This window comes from Mesorhizobium calcicola, assembly GCF_042682105.1.
Lineage (GTDB): Bacteria > Pseudomonadota > Alphaproteobacteria > Rhizobiales > Rhizobiaceae > Mesorhizobium > Mesorhizobium calcicola.
In genome coordinates, this window is record NZ_JBHUGY010000038.1 from 121212 (window position 1) to 140675 (window position 19464).

The window sequence follows — 19464 nt, forward strand, 5'->3', positions numbered from 1 at the left end:
CGGTTGCCAAGGGTTCCGGATGAATCGAAAATTGAATCAATTACTTGACGGGCAAACGCCTGCGGGTCCCAGCTTCACCGAAAAACAGGGCCAGTACCTCGCCTTCATCTGGGCTTATATGCAGATCAACCGCCAGCCGCCGGCCGAACGCGACATGCAACGCTATTTCGGCGTCACCCCGCCGTCCGTCCACCAGATGGTGCTAACCCTCGAACGCTCCGGCCTCATCCGCAGGCAACCAGGTGTCGCGCGCAGCATCCAACTGCTCGTCGACCACGACATCCTACCCAAACTTCAGCCGGTTCAACCCGTCATAACCTCTGTGCAGAGGTACTAGAGGCGTGCCGCGCGTCGATGACCGACGCGTGTTAAACGGAATCTTCTGGGTGCTGCGCTCCGGTGCGCCATGGCGCGACCTGCCCGAGCGCTATGGGCCACGCACCACCTGCTACAACCGCTTCTCGCGTTGGCGAAAAGCAGGCGTGTGGGCTCGGCTGATGGACGCCATCAGCCGAGCCCATCATGGTGAAATCCAGATGATCGACAGCACTTCCATTCGGGCGCACCAGCAGGCTGCGACGGCAAAAAGGGGGGCGCAGATAATTGTCTCGGTCGCAGCCGAGGTGGCCTCACGACCAAAATCCACGTCGTCGTCGACGCGCAAGGACTCCCGATCCGGCTCGGCCTGACGGCGGGACAAACGCACGATGGGCAGATCGCCGATCGATTGCTCGACCATCTCGGCCCGCGCATTATCGTCCTGGCCGACAAGGCCTACGATGCCGACCGTATCCGGGAGTTGATCCAGCAGCACGGTGCCACGCCCAACATCCCACCGAAGAGCAACCGGCGCTGGAAGCCGTGCTTCAGCAAGCGCCTCTATCGCGAGCGCAACCTGATCGAACGCTTCTTCTCCAAGCTGAAGCATTTCCGCCGTGTCGCTACACGGTACGACAAACTGGCAGCTAACTTCCTCGCCATGATCCAGCTCGCCTCAATGCGACTGTGGCTTCGCGCTTATGAGTCTACGGCCTAGCCTTAACCGGCACTTAACCACTATGGTTAACAATGCTCCCTGAAACGATGGCTGCCGTTGCAATTGCCGGCGGCGCCAAATTCGGGAGTCGGGGACCATGACACTCACATCGCGTATGGCGCTGGCGCTTGCCGCATTCGCCCTGTTGCCGCTGACGCCAACACTCGCCGCCGACTACGATCCACCGATCTATGTCGACCAGGCGCCCGACTATGTGCCGGTCGAGGTCGGCTCCGGCTGGTATCTGCGCGGCGATGTATCCTATCTGGTGCAGAAGAGCTTCGAGAATGAGGATTTCACCTTCACGCCGGCGAGCTTCAGCGACAAGGAAGATCCCATCTTTGCCAGCATCGGCTTCGGCTACCATTTCAACGACTATCTGCGTGCCGATCTCAATCTCGGCTATCTGCCCGGCAACAAGATCGGCGTCGGCTATGACGATACGGGGATCGTGTTGCCGCCGGCAACGGCGACCGATGCATCCGCATCGCTGAAGAACTATGCCTTCTCGGGCATACTCAACGGCTATGTCGATCTGGGCACCTATGTCGGGATCACGCCCTATCTCGGTGCCGGCATCGGTGTTGTCCGCAGCACGCGCAAGCTCTCGGCGAGCTATTTCACCGACAACCTTGATCCCACCGACGATTTTGTCCTGACCGACAACAAGACCAAGTACTCGCTGGCCTATACGCTGAATGCGGGCGTTGCCTATCAGGTGTCCAAGAATGTTTCCGTCGATCTGGGCTATCAGTATTTTTCCGCCCCCGACGCCGAATATGTGACGGCCGAAAGCCTGACCTCCTTTCCGGTCCACAAAGGGATCAGCAACCATCAGGTCAAGCTCGGGCTGCGCTACGATCTCTGGTAGCAGGCTCGGTACGCCTGAAAATACTGACGGCGGATCTCTTTGGTCCGCCGTTTGCGTTTGAAGTCACGACATCCTGATCGCAGATCGCCGGTATCCCGACAGCGACAAAAACTTTCCTCTTGACGCCGGAAGCCTGAACGCATATCGCCGTCCGTGGGCCACCCCTCCCCAACGAGGGGCCACTATCTGGAAGGATAGACCACGATGACGACGCATACGAAGCCCGGACTCCGTCCGGCAAATCCCAATTTCTCCTCAGGTCCCTGCGCAAAACGCCCCGGCTGGTCGGTCGAGGCCCTGAACAATGCTGCGCTCGGCCGTTCCCACCGCGCCAAGATCGGCAAGGCCAAGCTCGAACAGGCGATCGAGCTGACGCGCGAAATTCTCCAGGTCCCGGCGGACTATCGCATCGGCATCGTGCCGGCGTCGGACACCGGCGCTGTCGAGATGGCGCTGTGGTCGCTGCTCGGCGAGCGCGGCGTCGACATGATAGCCTGGGAGAGCTTTGGCTCCGGCTGGGTCACCGATGTGGTCAAGCAGCTGAAGCTCGCCGACGTGCGCAAGATCGAGGCCGGCTATGGCGAACTGCCGGATCTGGCGAAGATCGACTTCGACCGCGATGTGGTCTTCACCTGGAACGGCACCACGTCGGGCGTTCGGGTGCCGAACGGCGATTTCATTCCTGCCGATCGCAAGGGCCTGACAATCTGCGACGCGACTTCGGCCGCCTTCGCGCAGAGGCTCGATTTCCAGAAGCTGGATGTCGTCACCTTCTCCTGGCAGAAAGTGCTGGGCGGCGAGGGCGCGCACGGCATGCTGATCCTTTCGCCGCGCGCCGTCGAGCGGCTGGAGACCTACAAGCCGGCCTGGCCGCTGCCGAAAATCTTCCGCCTGACCTCGGGCGGCAAGCTGATCGAAGGTATCTTCAAGGGCGAGACGATCAACACGCCGTCGATGCTGTGTGTCGAGGATTATCTCGACGCGCTGCACTGGGCGAAGTCGATCGGCGGCCTCGATGCGCTGGTCGCCAGAGCCGATGCCAATGCGGCCGTCCTCGATCGGTTCGTCGGCACGTCCTCATGGCTGGGTCATCTTGCCGTTGAGCCGGCGACGCGCTCGAACACCTCCGTCTGCCTGTCCTTCACCGACCCGGACGTGTCCGTGCTCGACGCCGACGGACAGGCGGCTTTCGCAAAGGGCCTGGTGTCGGTGCTCGACAAGGAAGGTGTCGCCTACGACATCGGCGCCTATCGCGACGCGCCGCCCGGCCTGCGGATCTGGTGCGGCGCGACGGTCGAGACGTCGGATCTCGAGGCGTTGCTGCCCTGGCTCGACTGGGCCCTCGCCGCGCAAAAGGCGTCGCTCAAGGCCGCGGCCTGACTCCGAAGGGCCGGGTGGGTTCCACCCGGCTCAACGATCCAACATCCAGAAGATTTGGCCGCATCCGGCCGCAACAACCTCATCCCGGCGCACCGCGCCGCCCCTCCCTCAAGCGGGAGGGACGCCAATCGCAAAGGATCAAATGCATGCCTCGCGTTCTCGTCTCGGACAAACTCTCTCCCACTGCCGTGCAGATCTTCAAGGATCGCGGCGTCGAGGTCGACTACCTGCCCGATCTCGGCAAGGACAAGGAAAAGCTCGCCGAAGTGATCGGCCAGTATGATGGCCTCGCCATCCGCTCGGCGACCAAGGTCACCGAAAAGCTGATCAACGCGGCCACCAATCTCAAGGTCATCGGGCGTGCCGGGATCGGCGTCGACAATGTCGACATCCCGGCGGCGAGCCGCAAGGGCATCATCGTGATGAACACGCCCTTCGGCAACTCGATCACCACCGCCGAACACGCGGTGGCGATGATCTTCGCGCTGGCCCGCCAGATCCCGGAAGCCAATGCCTCGACCCATGCCGGCAAATGGGAGAAGAACCGCTTCATGGGCGTCGAGATCACCGGCAAGACGCTGGGCATCATCGGCTGCGGCAACATCGGCTCGATCGTCGCCACGCGCGGCGTCGGCTTGAAGATGCACGTCATCGCCTTCGACCCGTTCCTGTCGGATAAACGTGCCGAGGAACTCGGCGTCGACAGGGTCGAACTGGACGAGCTCTTCGCCCGCGCCGACTTCATCACGCTGCACACGCCGCTGACCGACAAGACGCGCAACATCATCGACGCCGCGGCGATCGCCAAGATGAAGAACGGCGTGCGTATCATCAACTGCGCGCGTGGCGGGCTGATCGTCGAGGCCGACCTGATCGCGGCGCTGAAGAGCGGCAAGGTGGCGGGTGCCGGCATCGACGTGTTCGAGGTCGAGCCGGCCGAGCAGAACGCCTTGTTCGGCATGGAGAACGTGGTGGCGACGCCGCATCTCGGCGCCTCGACGGCGGAAGCGCAGGAGAATGTCGCCCTGCAGGTCGCCGAACAGATGGCCGACTACCTGATCAAGGGCGCCGTCTCGAACGCCATCAACATGCCGTCGATCACCGCCGAGGAAGCGCCGCGGCTGAAGCCCTTCGTCAAGCTCGCCGAAGTGCTCGGCGCCTTTGTCGGCCAGGTCACCGAAGACCCGATCACGGAGGTCGAGATCCTGTTCGACGGCTCGACCGCGACGATGAACACGCGCGCGCTGATCAGCGCCACGCTTGCAGGGCTGATCCGGCCGCAGGTCTCCGACGTCAACATGGTGTCGGCGCCGATCATGGTGAAGGAGCGCGGCATCATCGTCGCCGAGGTCAAGCGCGACAAGTCGGGCGTGTTCGACGGCTACATCAAGCTGACGGTCAAGACCGAGCACAAGACACGCTCGATCGCCGGCACCTGCTTCTCCGATGGCAAGCCGCGCTTCATCCAGATCAAGGGCATCAATCTCGACGCCGAGGTCGGCCAGCACATGCTCTACACCACCAATGCCGACGCGCCGGGCATCATCGGCCTGCTGGGCACGGTGTGCGGTGAGAACGGCGTCAACATCGCCAACTTCCAGCTTGGCCGCAACCGGCCGGGCGGCGATGCGATTGCGCTGCTCTATCTCGATGCACCGTTCCCGGAGACTGTGCTGGAGCAGGTCAAGGCGCACAAGTCGATCGACTCGGCCAAGCGGCTGCACTTCGACGTCAACGCGATGTGAGCCTGTGAAAGATCGAAAGGCGCGGCCTGGTCCGCGCCTTTTTTGTTCAGCGCGTCCTGGCTGAAGGCAGGATCGCCGTCTTGCGCCCGCTGTTTTCGGCAAGCCCGATGCCGCCCAGCACAAGCACCAGAGCCAGCGCCTGGTAGAGCTGGAACGTCTCGCCGACGATCAGCACCGAAAGCAGAGTGCCGAAGATCGGCACCAGATTGATGAACAGGCCGGCGCGGTTGGCGCCGATCAACTCGTTGCCCCTGATGTAGAATATCTGCGAGGCGACCGAGGCGCCGATCGCGGTATAGACGATGACCGCCCAGCCGCGCGCGTCGGGCACGATGACCTTGCCGGCGGCGACCTCCCACAGGAAGAAGGGCAGCGCGGTGACGAGTGCCGCAACCGACAGGGCCAGCATCAGGCTCTGCCAGTGCATCACCGGCTTCAGCCGCAGTCCGACCGAGTAGCCACTGTAGAGAAACACCGCGACCAGCATGATGGCGTCGCCGAAATTGAGTTCCAGCGTCAACAGCCGGCGCGGGTCGCCGTGGCAGGCGGTCAGGATCACGCCGGCGACGGTCAGCGCGACGCCGGCAATCTGCGCCCAGTTCACGCGCAAGCGGAAGAAGACGAAATTGGCGACGATGATCAGGATCGGCATTGCCGCCTGTTCGATCGAGACGTTGATCGCCGTCGTGTGGTTGAGCGCCGTGTAGAAGATCGTGTTGAACAAGGTGAAGCCGCTGGCGCCGAGGGCCGCCAGCACGAGCCAGTGCTTGCGCACCACCGGCCAGTCCTTGCGTATCGTCTTCCAGCCGATGGGCAGCATGATTGCGACGGCCAGCACCCAGCGCAGGAAGACGAGCGTCATTGGCGAGACGTGGCCGACCGCCAGCTTGCCGGCCACCGAATTGCCGCCCCACAGCAAGGTGGTAAGAAGCAGGAATATGTAGGCGCTTCGATGCATCGCGGAATTCCGGCCGCCAGAGGTGAGCTGCGGTGTTTGCCGGCCTATTGCCCCCGTTCGCCCAAGTAAATGATGTCAAAGCCGAAAATTGTTGTGCCTCAGCGCATTTTTGGCGGCAAAGAAAGGTCGCGCTCACGAGGTCTTGACGCTATAGAGGCCTGTCGTTTCGAACCATATTCAAGCCGCTCGGCGGCGTCTCAAGGGAAAAGAAACATGGCCAATGTGGTGGTCGTCGGCTCGCAGTGGGGCGACGAAGGCAAGGGCAAGATCGTCGACTGGCTGTCGGAGCGTGCCGATGTCGTGGTGCGTTTCCAGGGTGGCCACAATGCCGGTCACACGCTGGTCGTCGACGGCAAGGTCTACAAATTGTCGTTGCTTCCGTCCGGTGTCGTGCGCCAGGGCAAGCTGTCCATCATCGGCAATGGCGTTGTTTTCGACCCGCATGCTTTCGTCGCCGAGGTGGCAAAGCTCAAGGCGCAGGGTGTCGAAGTGACGCCGGATCGCCTGAAAATAGCCGAAAACACAGCGCTTATCCTGTCACTGCACCGGGAATTGGACGGATTCCGCGAGGACGCCGCCTCCAACTCAGGAACGAAGATTGGCACGACCCGTCGCGGCATCGGCCCGGCCTATGAAGACAAGGTGGGCCGGCGCGCGGTCAGGGTGATGGATTTGGCGGATTTGGAAACGCTGCCCTTGAAGGTCGACAGGCTGCTGACGCACCACAATGCGCTGCGTCGGGGGCTTGGCCATGCCGAAGTCACGCATGACGCCATCATGCATGAGCTGACCTCGGTAGCGACCGAGATCCTGCCCTATATGGACCGGGTCTGGAAGATCCTCGACGACAAGCGCCGCGCCGGCGAGCGCATCCTGTTCGAGGGCGCGCAAGGCACGCTGCTCGATATCGACCACGGCACCTATCCGTTCGTCACCTCGTCGAACACGGTTGCCGGCCAGGCGGCCGCCGGCTCCGGCGTCGGCCCGGGCGCCATCGGCTATGTCTTAGGCATCACCAAGGCCTACACGACGCGCGTCGGCGAGGGCCCGTTCCCGACCGAGCAGAAGAACGAGATCGGCGAGTTCCTCGGCACGCGCGGCCATGAGTTCGGCGTCGTCACCGGCCGCAAGCGCCGCTGCGGCTGGTTCGACGCGGTGCTGGTGCGCCAGGCCGTCGCCGTCAACGGTATCAAGGGCATCGCGCTGACCAAGCTCGACGTGCTCGACGGGCTGGACGAGATCAAGGTCTGCACCGGCTACCGTCTCGATGGCGAGATGATCGACTATCTGCCAGCCAGCCAGGGCGCGCAGGCACGCGTCGAACCGGTCTACGAGACGCTGGAGGGCTGGAAAGGCACCACCGCCGGCGCGCGCAGCTGGAACGATCTGCCGGCCCAGGCCGTCAAATATGTCCGCTACATCGAGGAGCTGATCGGCGCCCCGGTCGCGCTCCTGTCCACCAGCCCGGAGCGGGACGACACGATACTTGTGACCGATCCGTTTCAAGACTAGTTTCTCAAGCCTTTCCGGGCATCGCGGCTGATTTGCGGGGGCCGGCGCGGAAACAAAATACAGGTCGACTGAAGCATGGCAGATTTCGTTGCTATTCTGAAAAAGGCGCTCGACAAATACGGCGAGCCGACGCCCGAAACGCGCACGCGGACCTACGATGGCGCTCGTTCCGCATTCGTCAAAAAACTTGCGGAATTTTCGCCGCCGCTGTCTCAGGACGTCATAGCCAAGCAGAAACGCTCCCTGGAAGATGCCATCGCGAGTGTCGAGCGTGACTATGCCAAGAGCGTGCCGGAGACCGATCCGCTCGCGGAACTGGAAAACATCTTTTCCTCGATCGACCGCAACAAGAACCAGCCGAGCCATACACGGCAACCGGCGAAGGCGGAACCGACCTGGCCGGCGCCCCCTCTCGCTAAGCCCGAACCCCCTCGGCCGGCGCCACCACCTGTCGCCAAGGCCGAGCCAAGCTGGCCAAAGCCGACACCCACGCCTTCTGCTCACGCAGACGCGCCCCTTCCGGGAATGGATACTGAGGAGGCCGACGACGGGGTCGATGTCTTTTCCAGCAATGAAGAGCCGGTACCGGACACTTTCCAGCCCCTGCGCCCCGCCGAACGCAAGCGCAGCTATGGCGGGTTGATCGCCGCTGTCGTGGCCTTGCTGGTCGTCGCCGGCGGCGGCTACGGCATCTGGCTGAACAAGGACGCCTTCGGCAAGATGCTGGGACTTGACGGCAGCACCAAGGTCGCGAAGACCGAACCGGTGAAGCCGGCGCCGGCCAAGCCGGCAACCGATGCCCCGGCACCGGCGCCTGCGGCCGGCGGCACAGAAACCGAAGCCACGAAATTCACCCAGCGGCTGACACCGCAGGGCAGTGAAGTCGACCCCGGCCCGGCCGGCGGACAAAGCGGCATCGGCGAAGGTGAGTCGGTCGCCGCGCTGACCACGCCGCCCTCGGCGACGAACGCGCCAGCGGTGTCCGCACCGGCCGCCGGCACCCCGGCCGCGGGGGCGCCGGCTGTGACGCCGCCTCCGGCGACGGGCGCTGCGCCAGCAACACCGCCTGCCACCGGAGCCGCGCCCGCCGCGCCTGCTGGTGCCGCGACCCCATCGGCCACGCCGCCGGCACCGGCAGCCGCGCCGGCGCAAACCGCACTGCCGGTCGGCCAGAAGGCGATCTTCTATGAGGAGCGTACCAGCACCGCCCAGGGTTCGGCGGAGCCCGGCAACATCGTCTGGTCGCTGGTGCAGGAATCGCCCGGTGGCGAGCTGCCGCCGGAGCCGGCAATCCGCGCCGAGGCAACCATTCCCGGCAAGGACATCCAGTTGCGCATGACCATCCGCCGCAACACCGATCAGACACTGCCGGCCAGCCATATCATCGAGATGATCTTCCTGACGCCCGACGGCTTCGAAGGTGGCGGGGTCGACAACATCCTGCGCGTCGCCATGAAGAGCTCCGAGCAGGATGCCGGCAGCCCGCTGATCGGCATCCCGGCCAAGATCGCCGACGGTTTCTTCCTCGTCGCGCTCAACGACACCAAGGCCGATGAGGACGCCAACATGACCTTGCTTCGCGGGCAGGACTGGATCGACGTGCCGGTGGTCTACAAGACCGGACGGCGGGCGCTGCTGACCATGGAAAAGGGCATTCCCGGCGAGAAGGTGTTCGACGAGGCGATCAAGGCCTGGCAGGCGAAGACGGCGGGCTGAGAAAAGGCCGTAGCTGCCGCCGTTGTTCAGAAGCCCTGGAACAGCATGTCGAGGGCGGCGACGATGACATCGTGCTGCTTGGCCAGGTTCAGTCGACTATCACCCAATTCGCTGGCCGCCACGGTTGCGATCAGATGGGTGGCCATGACCAGTTTTCGCCCGTTGATTTCGAAGGTGGGATGGAGCTTTCGCATCGGCGGCGGCGCCGATGCAGCCGGCAGAAGCGGAACCACCACCCGTGTCTTGAAATTGTCGAGCAAGTCGGATTGAACGTCGAGCAAATAGCTGCCTTCGATGCGCCCAGCGAAGACATCGAAGCGAGCCATCAGAACTGCCGCGAGTCTTCCAGCGGGATGCCGTGTTTTTCGACATAGTCGTTCCACGCCTCCATGGTGGCGCGATTTTCAAGTTTCCACAGCCGTGTTTTTTCGGCCGCCACCGCTTCGGCGATACCAGCCTCCGCGGCGCGCGAGACATTCACGTCGAGGCCCTTGGCTTCCCTCATGAGGTTCGAATCGATCGACAGATTTGCTGGCTGACGGATCGCATTCAAGGCAATCTTGCGCATAGTCTCCTCCGCAACATGCGCATAATGTATGCGCATTTCTGCTTCGGGGCAATGATCAGGGGGCGCTGCCTGCGCGTGCGCCGACCTACCCTTCCATCTCCTCGCGCAGCATCTCCAATTCCAGCCATTCTTCCTCCAGCGCGGCCAGCGTCGCACGCTCCTTGTCGAGGGCGGCGATGGTCTTCTGGAACGAGGCTGGGTCGCGCTCGTAATAGGCCGGATCGGCGATGTTGTTCTCAAGCCTCGAGATTGAAGCCGTCACAGCTTCGATTTTCTTGGGCAGGGATTCCAGCGCGAATTTCTGCTTGAACGACAGTTTCTTCGCCGGCCCCTTTGGCGCAGCGGCTTCGCTTTTGGCCGTTACCGGGGTTTCGCCGGCTTCGGCCTTCGGCCGCGACTTGCGGTCGTCGAGCCGGGTGCCGCCGCGCTGCGCCAGCATGTCCGAATACCCGCCGGCATATTCGATCCAGCGGCCGCCGCCGTCAGGCGCGATGATGCTGGTCACGGTGCGGTCGAGGAAATCGCGGTCGTGGCTGACCAGGATGACGGTGCCGGCAAAGCCGGCGACCAGTTCCTGCAGCAGTTCCAGCGTCTCCATGTCGAGATCGTTGGTCGGCTCGTCGAGCACCAGAAGGTTTGCCGGCCGCGCCAGCACGCGCGCCAGCAAGAGCCGCGCCCGTTCGCCGCCGGAAAGCTCGCGCACCGGCGTGCGCGCCTGCTCGGGCTTGAACAGGAAATCCTTCATGTAGGAGACGACATGGCGCTGCTCGCCATTGATGACGAGGTTCTCGCCGCGTCCGTCGGTGAGGTATTGCGCAAGCGTCTCTTGCGGGTCGACCGCCTCGCGCTTCTGGTCGAGCGTGGCGATCTCCAGGTTGGTGCCGAGCCGCATCGAACCGGCGTCGGGCTTCATCTCGCCGGTCAGCATCTTCAGCAGCGTCGTCTTGCCGGCGCCGTTCGGCCCGACCAGGCCGACGCGGTCGCCGCGCTGGATGCGGGTCGAAAACCCCTTGACCACGCTCAGATCGCCGAAGCTCTTCTCGATGTTCTTCGCCTCGATCACCAGCTTGCCGGATTCGGCCGCGTCGCTGGCCACCATGGTCGCCGAACCCTCGGCGCCGCGATGGCCGCGGAAGCGCTGGCGCATGGTCTGCAGTTCACCCAGCCGGCGCATGTTGCGCTTGCGCCGCGCCGTCACGCCATAGCGCAGCCAGTGCTCTTCGCGCACGATCTGGCGGCCGAGCTTGTGCTGCTCGCGCTCTTCCTCCTCCAGCACGAGGTCGCGCCATTCCTCGAAATGGCCAAAGCCCTTGTCCAGCCTGCGGGTCTGGCCACGATCGAGCCAGATGGTGGCGCGCGAGACGCGTTCGAGGAAGCGGCGGTCGTGCGAGATAACGACGAGCGCCGAGGAGGTGCGGCTAAGCTCCTCTTCCAGCCATTCGATGACAGAGAGATCGAGATGGTTGGTTGGCTCATCAAGAAGCAGGATGTCGGGCTCCGGCGCCATGACGCGGGCGAGGGCGGCGCGCCTGGCCTCGCCCCCGGAAAGATCGTTCGGCCGCTCCTCGCCCGACAGGCCGAGATGCTCCATGAGATAGCTGGCGCGGTATGGATCGTCGGCAGGGCCAAGCCCCGCCTCGACATAGGCGCGGACCGTCGCAAAACCCTCCATGTCGGGCATCTGCGGCAAATAGCGGACGGTCGCCGAAGGCTGGCGGAACACCTCGCCGTCCTGTGGCTCGATCAGGCCGGCGGCGATCTTCAGCAGCGTCGACTTGCCCGATCCGTTGCGGCCGACCAGCGCGATCTTGTCACCGGCCGACGCCGTCAAGGCGGCGCCATCGAGCAGCGGCGTGCCACCGAAGGTCAGTTTTATCCCGTCGATATTGAGAAGGGGCGGGGCCATGTCAGCTTTCAGGGAGTGGATAAGGGTGGGCGAGCAGCAATGCGCGGCCATGGCCGAGCATGATTTCGAGGCGACCCTTGACCTCGTTGGATATGGTCAATGACGAGCCGAACGCCACCTTGACGCGGTCGAGCGGCCATTTGGCGCCGGTGACGGTGAGGCCGGAAAGATCGGAAAAGCCGAGCACCGAAAACAGCGTGCCGTCGGCATAGTCGAACCCGGCTTTCCCGTGCAGCAGCGGGACGCCTTCCTGCGCGCCGCTGCTCAGAAGCACCGTTGCTCCGGCCTCGGCCAGCCGCAGGGCGAGCGCCAGATGCAGGAAGGCGTGGTCGGCGCGCTTGCCGCCGAAGGCGCCCGCGAGCACCAGGCTGGTCGCACCGCGCTCCAGCGCGGCAGCGATGGCCAATTCGCCATCGGTCTGGTCCTTTTCCGTCGGGAAGGTCCGGCGCGGCACCGCGGCGAGGTCATCCGGCAGGTTGGCCGGCACTGAATCGAAATCACCCACCCACAGTTCCGGGACAAGGCCCAGCATGCGCGCATGGCCGATCCCGGCATCGGCGGCGATCACGCGCGAGCCTTCGACCTGGCGGTCGAGCCGTGGCGTGCGGATGAGATCGCCGCCAAGCAGGATGGTGAATGTGCACATATCGTGTGGCCCTTACCAGCCCGGCACGGGAAACGGAAGGCCGGCAAACTGCCACTTGCGCGGTTGATCGGCCGGGCCTATGTGTCGAAACGCTCTAACGGGGTGCCGGACGCGATCTTCGCGGACCGGCTGAGAGGCAAACTCGCCAACCCGCTGAACCTGATCCGGTTTGTACCGGCGGAGGGATTAGACGTTTCGGACAGTCCGACGCCTCAATTCCTTTCAATTCGAACGAAGGAGGCGCCGATGCGCACGCTGCTCTACTCTCTTGTCTCAGCAATGGCCGTGGTCCTGTCCGGGCCGGCCTTGGCCAAGGACAAGCTCACCATCTACACCTATGAGAGCTTCACCGCCGACTGGGGTCCGGGTCCCGTGGTGAAGAAGGAATTCGAGGCCGAATGCGGCTGCGATGTCGACTTCGTCTCGGTCGCCGATGGCGTCGCGCTGCTCAACCGCGTCAAGCTGGAAGGGGCTTCGACCAAAGCCGACATCGTGCTCGGCCTCGACACCAATCTGACCGCCGACGCCAAGGCCACCGGCCTGTTTGCGCCGCATGGCGCGGTGTCCGATGTCAATGTGCCGGGCGGCTGGAGCGACGACGTTTTCGTGCCTTTCGACTATGGCTATTTCGCCGTCGTCTACGACACCGAAAAGCTGAAGAGCCCGCCCAAGAGCCTAAAGGACTTGGTCGAAGGCAGCCCCGACGACAAGATCGTCATCCAGGATCCGCGCACCTCGACTCCGGGCCTCGGCCTGCTGTTGTGGGTGAAGTCGGTCTATGGCGACAAGGCGCCGGAGGCCTGGGCCAAGCTCAAGGCGAGGGTGCTGACGGTGACGCCGGGCTGGAGCGAGGCCTATGGCCTGTTCACCAAGGGCGAGGCGCCGATGGTGCTGTCCTACACGACGTCGCCGGCCTACCACATGGTCGCCGAGAACACCGACCGCTACAAGGCGGCCTCGTTCGAGGAGGGCGAGTATCTGCAGATCGAGGTCGCCGGCATCACCACGACAGGGGCCAAGAATCCGCTGGCCGAAAAGTTCATGGCCTTCATGACCGGGCCAAAATTCCAGGATGCCATTCCCGAGACCAACTGGATGTTCCCATCCGGCAAGACCGACAAGCCGCTCAATCCGGCCTTCGACAAACTGGTCAAGCCGACCAAGACCTTGCTGTTCAGCCCCGAGGACGTTGCCGCCAATCGCAAGGCCTGGGTCGATGAATGGCTGGCGGTGATGAGCAAGTAGGATTCAAGCTTCGCCAGATGTTCGCGCCAAGTCACCCCCCTCTGGCCTGCCGGCCATCTCCCCCGCAAGGAGGGAGATCGATAGCTCTGTCGCCTTGCTCATTCCTGCCATTTTGGAAATTGGCCTGGGCGGCGAAGCGCGCGATCTCCCCCCGTGCGGGGGAGATGTCCGGTAGGACAGAGGGGGGTGGGCGGGAGCTCGACCTTAGCCAAGCATTTCAATCAATTGGCACCCACCACAGAGTTGGGTAGCGCGACATGCCCGCGCGCCATCCAGCCGATCCCCGCATCACCTCCGGCATCATTGCTCTCGCCGCAATCGCGCTGCTGATCGGCGGCGCGTTTGCTGGCTTGCTCGTCGAAGGCGCTCACGATTTCTCCGGCGCCTGGGCAGCCTTCGATCCTTATCTGCTTCGCGTTGTCCGCTTCACACTCTGGCAGGCGGCGCTGTCGACGCTGCTTTCGGTCGGGCCGGCGCTGCTCGTGGCGCGCGCGCTGTCGCGGCATCCACGCTTCTTTGGCCGCGCCTTCATCTTGCAGCTGTTCGCCGTGCCGTTGGCGCTGCCGGCCATCATCGCGGCACTCGGCATTCTCGCCCTCTACGGCCGTGCCGGCTATTTCGCCGGCGCGTTCACGGTGATCGGCGGTGGGAGCTGGCCGGGCATCTATGGCCTGTCGGGCATCCTCGTCGCCCATGTCTTCTTCAACCTGCCGCTCGGCGTGCGGCTGTTCCTGGAGGCGCTGCAGACCATTCCCGCCGATCAGTGGCGGCTCGCCAGCCAGCTCGGCATGGGGGCACAACCGGCGTTCCGGCTGATCGAGTGGCCGACGCTGCGCGCGGCGTTGCCGGGTGTAGCCGGGCTTGTCTTCATGCTCTGCATTACCTCGTTCACGATTGTGCTGACGCTTGGCGGCGGGCCGGCCGCGACGACGCTCGAAGTCGGCATCTACCAGGCGCTGCGCTTCGATTTCGATCCCGCGCGCGCGGTGACGCTGACGCTGCTGCAGATCGCCTTGACCTTTGTCGTGGTGCTGGCGCTGACGCGGCTTGGCGTCAACGTGGTCGGCGACACCAATCTGCCGGTTGCGCCGCGCCGCTATCTCTCAATCAGCGGGGTCGAGACCTGGCTGAACGTCGTGCTCATCGCGCTCGCGCTGCTGTTCGTTGCCGGACCGATGGTGGCCACTGTGATGGCCGGGCTTGGCGCCGATCTCGGCCGGCTGGCCGGCGAGGCCGCCGTGCGGCAGGCGACACTGACCAGTGCCGTGCTCGCCTTCCTGTCGGCGCTGCTTTCAGTGATGCTGTCGCTGGCGCTGACCATGGCGCGCCGGGGGCTGGAGCTGAACCGCCGCTCCGGCGCGAGGACAATACTCGAGCATGCCGCCGATACCGGCGCCGGTTTTGTCCTCGTCGTGCCGCCGATCGTCGTCGGCGCCGGCTGGTTCCTGTTGCTGCGCCGTGTCGGGGATGTCTTTGCCATCGCCCCGGTCATGGTCGTCACCGTCAACGCGGTGATGGCGATGCCGTTCGCGCTGCGCGCTGTCCGTCCCGCCTATGATGCGGCCAGCGAGCGTCACGAACGGCTCTGTGCGCAGCTCGGCATTGCGGGCTGGAACCGGTTGATGCTGGTCGACTGGCCGTCGCTACGGCGGCCGCTCGCCACCGCCTTTGCCTTCGCCATGGCGTTGTCGCTCGGCGACCTCGGCGTCATCGCGCTGTTCGGCAGTGATTCCGTGCAGACATTGCCGTACCTTCTGTTGGCGCGCATGGGCAGCTACCGCACGCAGGACGCCGCCGGCCTGGCGCTGCTGCTCGGCCTCGTCTGTCTCGCGTTGATCTTAGCGGCGCACTGGCTGGGAAGGGAGAAGAACCGGGATGCCTGACGGAGCGGCCAGCAGGTCTGGAAAGGGCGCTCCGGTACGGCTGGACCGGGTGTCGTTCAGCTATGGCGAGGCGCCGCTTGTTTTCGATGTCGATTTCGCCGCGTCGAAAATCACCGCTATCATGGGGCCGAGCGGTTCGGGCAAGTCGACGCTGCTCAACCTGGTGGCGGGGTTCGAGACGCCGCGGTCGGGCCGTGTGCTGATCGGCGGGGTCGATGTCAGCGCTGAGCCGCCTTCGACGCGGCCGGTGTCGATGGTGTTCCAGGAAAACAATCTCTTCGCCCATCTTTGCGTCGAGCAGAATGTCGGGCTCGGCCGTTCGCCATCCTTGCGGCTGACCGAAGCGGACCGCGCCGCGATCGCCGAGGCGCTTGCGCGCACCGGCCTGGGCGGCAAGGAAAAGCGCCTGCCGCGCGAGCTCTCCGGCGGCGAACGCCAGCGCGTCGCACTGGCCCGGGTTCTGGTGCGCGATCGGCCGGTGCTCCTGCTCGACGAACCCTTCGCCTCGCTCGGCCCGGCGCTGCGCGACGACATGCTGGATCTGGTCGCCACAGTGCACGCCGAACGCGGCATGACGGTGCTGTTCGTCACCCACCAGCCGGAGGATGCCCGCCGCATTGGCCAAGACATGGTGTTTCTGGACAATGGATTGGTCACGGCAACCGGCAAGGCGGACGATTTCTTCACCGGGGCTGGTCCGGAAGCGTTCCGGCGCTATATCGGCGGTGCGGGCGATGTCGTATCACGAGATATTGCCCGGAAGCGGACATAATTTACGGTCAAACCGGCTCCAGGCGATGTGGCGCTTGCTTGCCATGACCGGAGGAGTGTGGCTAGGTCCGCCTTATTGGTCCGGCACAGGCCGTGATTTGCCTGCAGCATCCGCCGCCTGCCCCGAGGGGCGCGCGACGGATGCTGCAGCAGTTTGAGATAGCGCATGATATTTTCCGAAGATCGCCCCCGATTTTCGTGGTCATGCGCCGGAACCCGAAAGGAAGCCGTTCTGGCGATCGGCGTTGAGAGGCTACGAATGAATCCGCTGGCGCGCTTTCTCGCGCTGGCCGGCCTTGCCGTGGCGTTGGCGAGTTGCCAGATGTTCACGCCTCCCGAGGTTCAGGAATCCGGCTTCCAGCCTTCCGACAAGCCGATCACGGTCGACAACGTCGCCGCCAACAGCAAGCTCGCCGAACTCGCCAAGGCGCAGCATCCGCGCATCCTGGCCACCTATGGCGGCGAATATTCCGATCCCAAGCTCGAGCGCATGGTCGCCAAGGTGGTCGGCAACCTGACCGTCGTGTCGGCCAACCCGACGCAGACCTACCGCATCACCATTCTGAATTCGCCCAATGTCAACGCCTTCGCGCTGCCGGGCGGCTATCTCTACATCACGCGCGGCCTGTTGGCGCTGGCCAATGATTCGGCCGAGCTTGCCGCGGTCATCGCGCATGAGATGGGCCACGTCACCGCCAATCATGGCCTGCAACGCCAGCAGCTGGAGGCGGAGGAAGGCCTGGCGACCAAGGTGGTTTCCGATGTCCTCGGCGACAGCCCGACCGCCAAGGCGGCGCTGATCCGCGGCAAGCTCAGGCTGGCGCAATTCTCGCGCAACCAGGAGCTGGAAGCCGACGCCATCGGCATCAAGTCGATCGGCGAAGCCGGCTACGATCCTTTCGCCGCCGGCCGCTTCCTGCAGTCGATGTCGGCCTATACCGATTTCCGCTCGATCAGCGGTGCCACCGACGCCAGCCTCGACTTCCTGGCCACCCACCCCAACACGCCGCAGCGCATCGATCTGGCGCAGCGCCATGCCCGCCAGTTCGGCGCGCCCGGCGTCGGCACGCGCGACCGCGATTCCTTCCTCGCCGGTATAGACGGCCTGCTTTATGGCGACACACCTGAGGAAGGCTATGTGCGCGGCGAAACCTTCCTGCATCCGGGCCTCGGCGTGTCCTTCTCGGTGCCCGAAGGCTTCATCATCGACAATTCGGCCGCGGCGGTGACCGCAACCGGCCCGGGCGACATAGCGATCCGCTTCGACGGCGTCTCCATCGACAAGAACCGGGCGCTGACCGACTATATCCGCAGCGGCTGGGTGGCTGGTCTCGACGACAGCAGCGTCAAGCAGGAAACGATCAACGGCAACGATGCGGCGACCGCGCATGCCCGCGCCGAAGGCTGGCAGTTCGACATCGCGGTGATCCGCGCCGGCGGCCAGGTCTACCGGCTGCTGACCGCGGCACCATCGGCCAGCACCTCGCTGGATACGGTGGCGCGTTCGGTGAGCGGATCGTTCCGCATCCTCAGTGCTGCGGAAAAGGCGGCGCTGAAGCCGCTGCATATCCGCGTCGTCACCGTTCAACCGGGCCAGACGATGGGTTCGCTGTCCGCCCAGATGGTTGGTGTCGACCGCAAGCTCGACCTGTTCCGGGTGCTCAATGCGCTGTCGCCGGGGGCCGCGGTTTCGGCCGGCGACAAGGTCAAGATCGTCACCGACAAGTAAGGTGCCTGTTCAGGCGGCAGTCGCCATAAATTCCGGGTTCTGCTTCACCAGCGCGACCTTGAGCTTTTCCATGGCGCGCGCCTCGATCTGGCGGACACGTTCCTTGGAGATGCCAAGCGTCTCGCCGAGCGCTTCCAGCGTCGCCCCCTCGTCGTTCAGCCGGCGCTCCTCGATGATCCTCAGCTCACGCGCGTTGAGCGCGCGAAGCGCTTCCCGCAGCCACAGCGAGCGGCGTGCGACGTCGATCTTGTCGCCGACGACCTCGTCGGGCAGCGGATCGTCGGAGACCAGGAAATCCATCCGCTCGGTCGAGCCCGCATCGTCGGCAATCGGCATGTTGAGCGAGGAATCAGGCGCCGACAGCCGCGAATCCATCATCGCCACGTCGGCCACGGAGACCCCGAGTGCCTCCGACACTTCACGATAGAGCGTTGCGTTGGACAGCGGTTCGGTGCCGTTGGCCAGCCGCGCGCGCAAGCGTCGCAGGTTGAAGAACAGCGCCTTCTGCGCCGAGCTGGTGCCGCCGCGCACGATCGACCAGTTGCGCAGGATGTAGTCCTGCATCGAGGCGCGGATCCACCACGTCGCGTAAGTCGAGAAGCGCACCTCGCGCTCCGGCTCGAAGCGGGCGGCGGCCTCAAGCAGGCCAACATGGCCTTCCTGGATCAGGTCGCCGAGCGGCAGGCCGTAGTGGCGGAATTTGGAAGCCATGGAAATGACCAGCCGCATATGCGCGACGGTGATGCTGTGCAGCGCGTTCTGGTCGTTGTCCTCTTTCCAGAGCAATGCGAGCCGATGCTCTTCGTCACGTTCGAGGTAGGGAGCCTTCATTGCCGCGCGGACCATTATCCGTCCTGCCGTGTCTTCCATCATGAGGCGCTCCCTGGGTCAGGCGATGCGGATGACTTTGCAAACTTGGCAGGCGCCCGGGTTGAAATCGCGGCGTCGTGCCCTAGAAAATCCAAAACGTGCCATGCCCGGGAATGGTTCCGTGGCCGTTGGCGGCTGGATTGTGTTGCCTGAGGGATCTCGGCGATGATCGGCGATGGCTTCAACGCAGCCGAAAAACGTTGTTCCGAGAATCTGATTTCAGAAGTCGGTTGTTTTTGAAATCCTGTTCTTATTTTTTTACACCACGTCCAGGCTTAGCGGCTTGGCTCCCCTGGTGCCAGTTCAACTTCCTCACACGGTACCAGTTTTTTTTTTTTTTTTTTTCTTTTTTTTTTTTTTCTTTTTTTCTTTTCTTTTTTTTTTGTTTTTTTTTTTTTTTTTGCTTTTTTCTTTTTTTGTTGGATTTTTTTTCGGATTTGTCTTGTCTTCTTTCTTATTTATTTTCGTCTTGTTTATTTATTCTGCCTGTTGCACATCTTTCCAGCAACATCCAATGCCCCTCCCACTCACTCCATTTTTTTACACCCCCAACCCAGCCATAAACATCATGCAGTTATTTTATTTTTGCTTATTTTTGTCATTTCTATCGATACCTTATTATAGATGC

Annotated in this window: 17 protein-coding genes and 1 riboswitch; of the genes, 11 read left to right on the forward strand and 6 right to left on the reverse strand. The window is 63.7% G+C overall.

From position 1 onward, the window contains the following. Positions 1 to 31: 31 nt before the first annotated feature. The 5 genes from ACFSQT_RS25760 (at position 32) to serA (ending at position 5032) form a co-directional block, all read left to right on the forward strand. Complete coding sequence (locus tag ACFSQT_RS25760) at positions 32 to 337, forward strand: LexA family protein (RefSeq protein ID WP_245330990.1); 306 nt, start codon at positions 32 to 34, stop codon at positions 335 to 337. Further along, positions 321 to 1036, forward strand: a protein-coding gene (locus tag ACFSQT_RS25765; protein WP_379023457.1) for an IS5 family transposase whose coding sequence is annotated in 2 segments (ribosomal slippage) — positions 321 to 594 and positions 594 to 1036 — 717 coding nt in all. Because the reading frame shifts where the segments join, the coding sequence is not laid out codon by codon here. The genes ACFSQT_RS25760 and ACFSQT_RS25765 overlap by 17 nt, the downstream gene beginning before the upstream one ends. A gap of 97 nt (positions 1037 to 1133) precedes the next feature. Then, positions 1134 to 1907, forward strand: a complete 774-nt coding sequence (locus ACFSQT_RS25770; protein ID WP_379023421.1) for an outer membrane protein — start codon at positions 1134 to 1136, stop codon at positions 1905 to 1907. 204 nt (positions 1908 to 2111) lie between these two features. Next, on the forward strand, positions 2112 to 3287 hold the full coding sequence (locus tag ACFSQT_RS25775) for a phosphoserine transaminase (RefSeq protein ID WP_379023423.1): 1176 nt from the start codon (positions 2112 to 2114) through the stop codon (positions 3285 to 3287). Between the two features lie 146 nt (positions 3288 to 3433). Then, entirely contained in the window at positions 3434 to 5032 is a 1599-nt protein-coding gene (serA, locus tag ACFSQT_RS25780; RefSeq protein ID WP_379023425.1) for a phosphoglycerate dehydrogenase, read from the forward strand. Between the two features lie 46 nt (positions 5033 to 5078). On the opposite strand, the gene ACFSQT_RS25785 is transcribed toward serA, so the two are convergent. After that, entirely contained in the window at positions 5079 to 5990 is a 912-nt protein-coding gene (locus ACFSQT_RS25785) for a DMT family transporter (protein ID WP_379023427.1), read from the reverse strand. A 213-nt stretch (positions 5991 to 6203) separates the two neighbouring features. Here ACFSQT_RS25785 and ACFSQT_RS25790 point away from each other — a divergent pair, with 213 nt between their 5' ends. Then, complete coding sequence (locus ACFSQT_RS25790; RefSeq protein ID WP_379023429.1) at positions 6204 to 7502, forward strand: adenylosuccinate synthase; 1299 nt, start codon at positions 6204 to 6206, stop codon at positions 7500 to 7502. 75 nt (positions 7503 to 7577) lie between these two features. After that, positions 7578 to 9218 (forward strand): hypothetical protein, encoded by a 1641-nt coding sequence (locus ACFSQT_RS25795; RefSeq protein WP_379023431.1) that lies wholly within the window; start codon positions 7578 to 7580, stop codon positions 9216 to 9218. A 26-nt stretch (positions 9219 to 9244) separates the two neighbouring features. Here ACFSQT_RS25795 and ACFSQT_RS25800 read toward each other — a convergent pair whose 3' ends face one another. The 4 genes from ACFSQT_RS25800 to ACFSQT_RS25815 form a co-directional block, all read right to left on the reverse strand. Continuing rightward, complete coding sequence (locus ACFSQT_RS25800; protein ID WP_379023433.1) at positions 9245 to 9544, reverse strand: CcdB family protein; 300 nt, start codon at positions 9542 to 9544, stop codon at positions 9245 to 9247. Next, complete coding sequence (locus tag ACFSQT_RS25805) at positions 9544 to 9786, reverse strand: type II toxin-antitoxin system CcdA family antitoxin (RefSeq protein ID WP_379023435.1); 243 nt, start codon at positions 9784 to 9786, stop codon at positions 9544 to 9546. The genes ACFSQT_RS25800 and ACFSQT_RS25805 overlap by 1 nt, the downstream gene beginning before the upstream one ends. An 85-nt stretch (positions 9787 to 9871) precedes the next feature. Beyond that, entirely contained in the window at positions 9872 to 11692 is a 1821-nt protein-coding gene (locus tag ACFSQT_RS25810; protein WP_379023437.1) for an ABC-F family ATP-binding cassette domain-containing protein, read from the reverse strand. 1 nt (position 11693) lies between these two features. Further along, positions 11694 to 12338 (reverse strand): thiamine diphosphokinase, encoded by a 645-nt coding sequence (locus tag ACFSQT_RS25815; protein WP_379023439.1) that lies wholly within the window; start codon positions 12336 to 12338, stop codon positions 11694 to 11696. Positions 12339 to 12426: 88 nt separating this feature from the next. Continuing rightward, a riboswitch (TPP riboswitch) is annotated at positions 12427 to 12541 on the forward strand. A 43-nt stretch (positions 12542 to 12584) separates the two neighbouring features. Here ACFSQT_RS25815 and thiB point away from each other — a divergent pair. The 4 genes from thiB (at position 12585) to ACFSQT_RS25835 (ending at position 17966) form a co-directional block, all read left to right on the forward strand. After that, complete coding sequence (gene thiB, locus ACFSQT_RS25820) at positions 12585 to 13583, forward strand: thiamine ABC transporter substrate binding subunit (protein ID WP_379023441.1); 999 nt, start codon at positions 12585 to 12587, stop codon at positions 13581 to 13583. A 257-nt stretch (positions 13584 to 13840) separates the two neighbouring features. After that, the gene (gene thiP / locus ACFSQT_RS25825) at positions 13841 to 15466 is read left to right on the forward strand and encodes a thiamine/thiamine pyrophosphate ABC transporter permease (protein ID WP_379023443.1); all 1626 of its coding nucleotides are present in this window, start codon (positions 13841 to 13843) and stop codon (positions 15464 to 15466) included. Further along, positions 15459 to 16238: a thiamine ABC transporter ATP-binding protein gene (gene thiQ / locus ACFSQT_RS25830; protein ID WP_379023445.1), complete on the forward strand. Its 780-nt coding sequence runs from the start codon at positions 15459 to 15461 to the stop codon at positions 16236 to 16238. The genes thiP and thiQ overlap by 8 nt, the downstream gene beginning before the upstream one ends. A gap of 258 nt (positions 16239 to 16496) precedes the next feature. Next, on the forward strand, positions 16497 to 17966 hold the full coding sequence (locus ACFSQT_RS25835; RefSeq protein WP_379023447.1) for a M48 family metalloprotease: 1470 nt from the start codon (positions 16497 to 16499) through the stop codon (positions 17964 to 17966). A 9-nt stretch (positions 17967 to 17975) separates the two neighbouring features. Here the strand turns inward: ACFSQT_RS25835 and ACFSQT_RS25840 are convergent, their stop codons facing one another. Beyond that, a complete protein-coding gene (locus tag ACFSQT_RS25840; protein WP_379023449.1) occupies positions 17976 to 18839 on the reverse strand; it encodes an RNA polymerase factor sigma-32 in 864 nt (287 codons plus the stop codon). Between the last annotated feature and the right edge of the window lie 625 nt (positions 18840 to 19464).